Genomic DNA, 7,235 nt, shown 5'->3' with positions numbered 1-7,235 from the left:
CGCCAGCAGAATTGTCCGCCGGCGGTGCGCCGTTTGCAGCAGAGCCGTCGGACCTAACTTGACCGACCACACTGCAACGATTTTGTGGCGTGGTGGAGTCGACGATCCAGCCGGCCGTCTGCGTCATCGTCGTGCTGAGGTACGGAACATCAAGATCCCAATCACCGAAGGCGCGCTGCACGGTGCCGAGAATTTCTGGCGGCGTGCTGGTGCCCTTCGTCACAGCGCGTTGGTGATTGCCTTCCACGGTGTAGAAGCGGCCAACGGCGACACTGAGGCCGCTATTGCCGGGAATGCTGACATCGGTCGCGTTGAAGCTGGTGCCGCCGGTGTAGAAGTTCACGCGGTCGCCAGCGAGATCATTGCCCAGAGCTCCGATGTCCTGCGCAGACTTGATCTTCTTGTCGTATTCGGTCTTGTAGTCAGCCGCAATGGACTGGAACGAAGAGACGCACAGCACCACACCGGCCAAGAGGGCCAGGCTACAACGCTTCATGAAATTCCCCAGCAAAATCCTGAAGCAAGGATCGCAGGGGAAAAGGTCAGTTACAAGGTAAATGGTTCACGGGAAAACCGACGGCTTCCCCCGGAAACTGTGATCACCGTCGCCGCTATGCCGAGATACCGGCAACTTATTGACCGCGGCGCGCAAGACTCGACTCGAACCTGCTCTGACAAGCGCGTTCCAAGTGGTCGGGGAAGTCAGTCGATGCGCACCACGACGCCGCCCGACAAGGTCAGACTGATCGTCTTGCCGTCACGGACGTACTCGAAGCGCTGTCCCGCCGCGGCGCCGGGCTTTTTCTCCAGCGGCACAATACGCGTGGGCTCGCCAGCGACCTCATAAACTTTACCGATGCGATCGCCCACCGTAATTACACGCTGGCCGAATTGAACGGAATCTGCGGCTTGGGCGGCGAACGACGTAAGCAGGACAGCAGTGGCGAAGACAAGTTTGCGCATGGGGATCTCCAAAACAGTGCGTTAGGCTACTTGGGGCGAAGGCCTCAAGCAAATGCAAAAGCAGCTGATATGTGACGGACCTCGCCTTTTACTGGCGCACAGTCGCTGGATTACCTCGATCAAACCGGAAAACGTCGACGCTTGATTGAATCCCGATGCCAAGAACCTGGCGGCGATGTGCGCGATCCTCTACCAATTTATTGCCTCCGCCCCCTTTGATCGGTGCCGGGGCATCGCGCTCATGAGCGCTCCTACGACTCCCTCCGTCGCAACCACCCACTACGGCGACACGCCACCATCGCCAAACATCAGCTTCTGGTTGTCCACGCGCACTTCTTCGAGATGGCTGTTGCCGTTATAGCGCAGCGTGATCAGCCAGCCGAACACCGCGTCGGGCCACGCGGCCGGCAACTGATCGGACTTGGCGCCCAGCGACTGCGCCAAGCCCAGTATCTGTCCGTGATGCCAGCAGACCAGTGTGCTGCGCTGATCGAAGCGGGCATCGCCAAGCAGGCGTTCGGACAGACGCGGGTAGTCGTGATCGGCGACGGTCGCATCGATCGGCAGTGAAAGCGCTTGCGACAGCGGCGTCAGCGTGAGGCGGGAGCGGCAGCTGTGTTCGGAATCCGCCGCCGCGATCAGATGCGACGACGAGTTCAGGCCCAGATGGCGGAAGTACGCGACGTAAGCCTGCGCGCGTGCCTCACCCGCCAGCGTCAGCCGCGGGTCTTCCGGCTGCGTCGGTTTTTCGGCATGACGGATCAGGTAGAACGTCGCGGATTTCGGCAAGATGGCCTCGTCGGTTTCAGCGGAAGAAAATGCCGCTTGCCTGCCGCAGCGAAAAACTCAGGAGCCGATGCTCAGCACCGTGAAGCTGTCCGGTTTCATCTTCGCGCGCTTCTCGCCTTCGGCCTTCGGCAGGAAAAGTGCGGTCGGCAGGTACAGCTTGTGGCTGTCGGGGTCGATGGTGATCGTGCGCGCGCCCGTCTGCGTAGCCAAAGTCTGCACCACGCTGAAATGCTCGGGGTCGTCTTCATGCACGATGGTGAGGTTGCCGGACTGGCCATTGGCGCTGAAGGCAAGCTTGCGTGCCGGATCGAAGGCAACACCATCAGGGCCGTCGCCGATCGCGACGGACGCGACCTGACGACCGTCGTTGGCGTCGGTCACCACCATGCGCTGGTTGCCGCAGACCGAGAACAGGCGGGCATGTTCGATGTCCATCGCGAGACCGGACGGCTCCTCGCAATTGTCCAGATGCCAGGTCTGCAGCACGGTCATCGCCTTGGCATCGATTTCGGCGAGGTCGCCGCTGCTTTCGATGTTCACGAAGATGTGTCCCTTGCCGTCGGCGACGGCGAATTCGGGATTGCCCTGCAGCGCGATGCTGCCGATCTGCGTGCCGGCGACAGGGTCGATCACGGAAATATCGTTGCTGCGTCCGTTGAAGGTGAACACGTGCTGCGTGCCGGGCTCGAACAGGATCGCGTCGGGGTTCTGGCCGGTAATCGCGATGTCGCGCAGCCGCTTGAGCGTCACCAGATCGAATTCGCTCACGCTATTGCCGCGGCCGTTGCTGGCGTAACCGCGATTGAGCGGCGCCGCCACGGCGATGCCATGCACACCGTTGGTGGCGTCGAGCGTGCCGACGTCCTTGCCGGTGCGCAGGTCGACGATCTCGACATGGTCGCTGCGGCTGAGAAAGAGGTGGTGGTGCTCGCGATCGATCGAGGGATAGTCCCAGCCACCCGTACCGCCAAGGGCCAAGTGCGCGGTGACCGAATAGGTCGGGTTATGAGCGGTTTTCGCCTCGCTGGCGAACGAACCCGCAATGGCCGCAACGCAGGCGGCAAACAAAACGATGTGCTTCACTGAACCCGCTCCCCGAAAAAATGAAATTGAAAATCCTGGAATGACCTGCGCCGGATCCCGGCCTGGCGGAACGCGTTCGCGACATGATGACGTGCCAGCATCCCGGCCGGCGGACAGCTCCGGCACTCCTCCGGTTTTTACCACGGAGAATGTTAAGCAATTCTGGTTTTTCGGCCGCCGTCAGGAAACGGAGGCGATGACGCGGCTGCCATCGATCATGTTTTGGCGCGGTCGCCGATGTATCTTCGCGCCGCCGGGATATTCGCCGTCTTATTTCGCTGCGAGCGCTGACCCGCCGCGTGCAACGACCATCCTGTCGACGACGACGAAGATCGCCGGCATCACCAGCAGCACCAGCGGGATGGCGGCGATCAACCCGGAAATGATGGTGATCGCCAGTGGCCGCTGCATTTCCGAACCGGTGCCGATGCCCAGCGCCAACGGCATCAACGCCAGGATCGCGATCGCGGAGGTCATCAGGATCGGACGCAGTCGCGCTTCGGTGGCGTGGACCAGATCTTTGGCGGTGATCGCTGCACGAGTGTCGACTTCGGCGAAGAAAAATATCGCCACTTCGGTGACGATGCCGATCACCATCGTCAAACCCATCATCGACGACAGATCGAGTTCGGTGCCGGTGAGCCACAGACCGACGAACACGCCGGGAAAGGTCAGCAGCGACGTCGCCAGGATCGCTACCACCACCGACACGCGCTCGTACAGATACATCAGCAGCGTCGCGACCAGCAGCAACGCAGCGAGGAATACCAGCACCAGCTCGTTGAAGGAGCGTTGCTGCTCGGCGTAGATGCCGCCGTATTCGATGCGGATTCCCGGCGCCAGGTGCAGCTTCGCCACGGTCGCCTGCACATCCTTGATCGCCGAGCCCAGGTCCCTGCCCTCGAGTCTCGCGGTCACGGCGACGATGTCGCGGAGATTTTCCCGGTCCTGCTGCGGCTGGCCGACGGCGACGCTGATATCGGCGATGCGCGCCAGCGGCACCATCTGCCCGGACGCGCCGCGCAGCGGCAACGCGCCGAGTTGTTCGATGCGTTCGCGCAGCGATTCGGGCGTCCAGACGCGGATGCCGACCATCTTCTCACCGGACTGGATTTCGCTGGTGACGCTGCCGCCGAGCAGCAGGTTCAACTGTGCGGACGCGTTTTCCGGATCGAGGCCCTCCAGCGCGGCGCGCACGCGATCGAAACGGATGTCGACGGCATCACCGGCGATGCGCGTGCCGTCGAATACTTCGACCACACCGGGAATCTTGCCGATGGCCGCGGCGATGCTGACGCCAGCCTTCGCGAGCTCGGCGCGATCGGCGCCGTAGATTTTCAATTCGATCGGCTGCGGATTGGAAATCAGGTCGCCGATAAGATCTTCCATCAGCTGCGCGGTCTCTATTTCCAGACCAGGCACGGTGCTTTCGACGCGTTGCCGAACGTCGCTCATCACCTCTTCGATAGGACGGCGATTACCGTCCTTGAGCTTGATGAACATGTCGCCTTCGTTGGCTTCGGTGAGGCCGCCGCCCAGTTGCAGGCCGGTACGCCGCGAATAGCTTTCGACTTCCGGCATGCTGCGCACGATGCCTTCGACCTGGCGCAGCAGGCGATCGGTCTCGCTCAGCGACGTGCCCGGCGCGGCGCGGTAATCGAAGATGAAACCGCCCTCGTCCATGCGCGGCATGAAGCCGCTGCCGAGATGGAAATACGCGAGCCCGCCGGCCAGCGCGAGCAGCAGGATCGGCAACAGCACCAGGCGCGGCGCCGCCATCGTGCGCGTGCTGATCGCAGTGATGCGGCCACGCACGCGATCGAGGAACGGCCCCGAGGTTTCCAGCGTCGCGGCATCGGCAGCGCGCACGAAGCTGCGCGCCAGCAAGGGCACGGCCAGCAACGAGATCAGGAAGGAAATCGTCAGCGTGATCGCCATCGTCAGCGCCAGCGGCCGGAAGAACGAACCGGCGACGCCACCGAGATAGGCCAACGGCAGGAATACCACGACGGTGGCTGCCGACGATCCCGCCAGCGGCCGCAGCATTTCCGCTGCATAACCGAGGATCAGCGGACGCGGGTTGTCTTCCGAGGTTCGCTCGCTCAAGCGGCGCGCGATGTGTTCGAGCATCACCACGGCATCGTCAACGACCAGGCCGACTGCCGCGGCCATGCCGCCCAGGGTCATGATGTTGAAGCTCTGGCCGAAGACATACAGCAGCACGCAGGTCGACAACAGCACCGACGGCAGCACCACACTGATGATCAGGGTGATGCGCAAGTTGCGCAGGAAAGCCAGTAACACCAGGCCGGCGAGCGCGGCGCCGATCAGGATCGCATCGCGCACGCTGCCCGCCGAACCGACGATCAGCCCGGATTGATCGTAGTAGCTGGTGACTTTCACATCCGCCGGCAAACTGGACTTCAGTTCGGTGAGGCGCTGCCTGGCATCGGCGACCAGACGCACCGTGCTCGCGCCGCGCTGTTGGCGGACATTGAGCAGCACGGCGTCTTTTCCATCGGCATTCACGCGCGTCCATTCCGGCGCTTCGCCCAGGCGCACGACGCCGACGTCCTTCAGTTCGACCAAGCCGCTCGCCGCGGTCTTCAGCACGGTGTGGCGGATGTCGTCCTCGGTTTTCAGTCGTGTATCGGCGAGCGCGAGGTAAAGACGATAGCGATCCTCCAGGCGGCCGACGGCGGTGACAACGTTGCCGGCGCTCAGCGCCTGCGCGACATCGGCCGGCGTGAGTCCGTGCGATTGCAGCAGCGCTGGATCGAGCAGCACCTGGTATTCCGATTGACGACCGCCGAGCACTTCCACCTGCGCGACGCCATCGAGCGACGAAAGCGTCGGCGCGATCTGATAGGTCACGATGTCGTGCAGTTCGGCCAGCGAGCGCTTGCTCGAGGTGATGCTCAATCCGAGCACGGGAAACACCGTGGGATCCATGCGCCGCACGGTGAACGAGGTGCCTGCGGGGAGATCGGCCATCGCGCGACTCACCACCGATTCCGACTGCAGCAAGGACGTCACCATGTCCGTGCCCCAGGCGAAGGACAGCGACACTTCCGCCGAGCCGCGACTGCTGGTCGAGCGCAGCGTCTGCACGTTGGGGACGGAGCGCAGCGCCTGCTCCAGCGGCCGCACGACTTCGACTACCATCCGGTCCACGGGGCGATCGCCGGCATCGACGCTGACCACGATGCGCGGAAAATCCACCAGCGGAAACAGGCCCACGGGAAGAAACCTGACGCAAAGCGCGCCGGCCAGCGCGAAAATCGCCACCGCCATCAGCAGCGAGCGACGATGCGTCTCGATCCAGGTGGCGATCATGGCGACGGCGCCGCGATCTTTACGGCCATACCGTCTTCGAGTTCGTAATTGCCTTCGACAACGACCTCATCGCCGGGCTTGATGCCGTCGACGATCTCGATATTCCTGCCGTCGTCCTGCCCGGTCTTCACCCAGACCTGGCTGGCTTTGCCGGCGCGCACGACGTAGGCATAGCTGCGCCCGCCGGCATAAAGCACTGCCTGTCTCGGCACCGACAACACCTGCACGCGCTGCGCGATTTCTATCGCGGCCTTGACGGTGGCACCGGGCAAGAGGCCGCCCGCCGCATCGACATCCACCAGCGCCTCGCCGAGCCGCGTCTGCGGATCGATCTGCCTGACCACTTTCACGACATGGCCGTTGGCTTTCACCGCCGCGTCGTAAACCGCCACGATCGCGACCGCCTGGCCTTCGTGCAATTGCGACAACGCAGCGGGCTCGATGCCGAGACGCAGGCGCAGTTGCGCGCGATCGGCCAGATGCAGCAGCGGCGCACCGGCGGCGACCACATCGCCCTGCTGCACTTCCACCGAAGCGACCAGGCCGGCGCGATCGGCCTTGACCTGTCCATCCGACGGTCCGTTGCGCTGACGCAGGCTCGCCAGCGTCGCGATTGCATTGGCATTGGCCTGGCGTGCCACCGCAACCTCGGCATTGGTGGCCAGCTGCTGCTGCCGCAACGACTCCAGGCGCGACAACTCCTGCGACGCGAAACGGGCATCGTTCAATGCCTTTTCCGTGTCCAGCGAAGTCGTCGCCGTGGGACGCACCACGAGCAGGGCCTGCCCCATCGCCACTGATTCCCCGGCAGATACCAGCACGCGCTCGACGCGCACGTCCGCAGCGGCGCTGACCGTATGCAACAGCTCGGGCGCGAATCCGACCGCGCCGTAACCCTCGAGATGGCGCGACATCGCGGCGAGCTTGGCGACGGTCACCCTGACCTGTGCGGTTGCCGTCGCTTCCGACTCCGATTCCGCACCGGAACCGCAGCCCGACAGCAACGTCGACACGAGGATCAATGGCCACAACATCTTGCTGGTCACGCGGCGATCTCCATACAT

5 protein-coding genes and 1 pseudogene are annotated in these 7,235 nt (G+C 63.5%); all 6 read right to left on the bottom strand.

The genetic code is table 11. From position 1 onward, the window contains the following. Positions 1 to 496: pseudogene (locus VKM35_RS11870) on the bottom strand (hypothetical protein); the annotation flags it as partial. A 206-nt stretch (positions 497 to 702) separates the two neighbouring features. Continuing rightward, positions 703 to 963, bottom strand: a complete 261-nt coding sequence (locus VKM35_RS11865) for a DUF2845 domain-containing protein (protein ID WP_324321227.1) — start codon at positions 961 to 963, stop codon at positions 703 to 705. A gap of 279 nt (positions 964 to 1,242) precedes the next feature. After that, the gene (locus tag VKM35_RS11860; protein WP_324321226.1) at positions 1,243 to 1,752 is read right to left on the bottom strand and encodes a flagellar basal body-associated protein FliL; all 510 of its coding nucleotides are present in this window, start codon (positions 1,750 to 1,752) and stop codon (positions 1,243 to 1,245) included. A gap of 57 nt (positions 1,753 to 1,809) precedes the next feature. Beyond that, complete coding sequence (locus tag VKM35_RS11855) at positions 1,810 to 2,835, bottom strand: YncE family protein (RefSeq protein ID WP_324321225.1); 1,026 nt, start codon at positions 2,833 to 2,835, stop codon at positions 1,810 to 1,812. 270 nt (positions 2,836 to 3,105) lie between these two features. Further along, the gene (locus VKM35_RS11850) at positions 3,106 to 6,171 is read right to left on the bottom strand and encodes an efflux RND transporter permease subunit (protein WP_324321224.1); all 3,066 of its coding nucleotides are present in this window, start codon (positions 6,169 to 6,171) and stop codon (positions 3,106 to 3,108) included. Beyond that, positions 6,168 to 7,217: an efflux RND transporter periplasmic adaptor subunit gene (locus VKM35_RS11845; RefSeq protein WP_324321223.1), complete on the bottom strand. Its 1,050-nt coding sequence runs from the start codon at positions 7,215 to 7,217 to the stop codon at positions 6,168 to 6,170. The genes VKM35_RS11850 and VKM35_RS11845 overlap by 4 nt, the downstream gene beginning before the upstream one ends. Positions 7,218 to 7,235: the final 18 nt, after the last annotated feature.

Origin of the sequence: Arenimonas sp. (assembly GCF_035312645.1) — a bacterium.
Lineage (GTDB): Bacteria > Pseudomonadota > Gammaproteobacteria > Xanthomonadales > Xanthomonadaceae > Arenimonas.
This window is presented reverse-complemented; position numbering and strand designations above follow the sequence as displayed.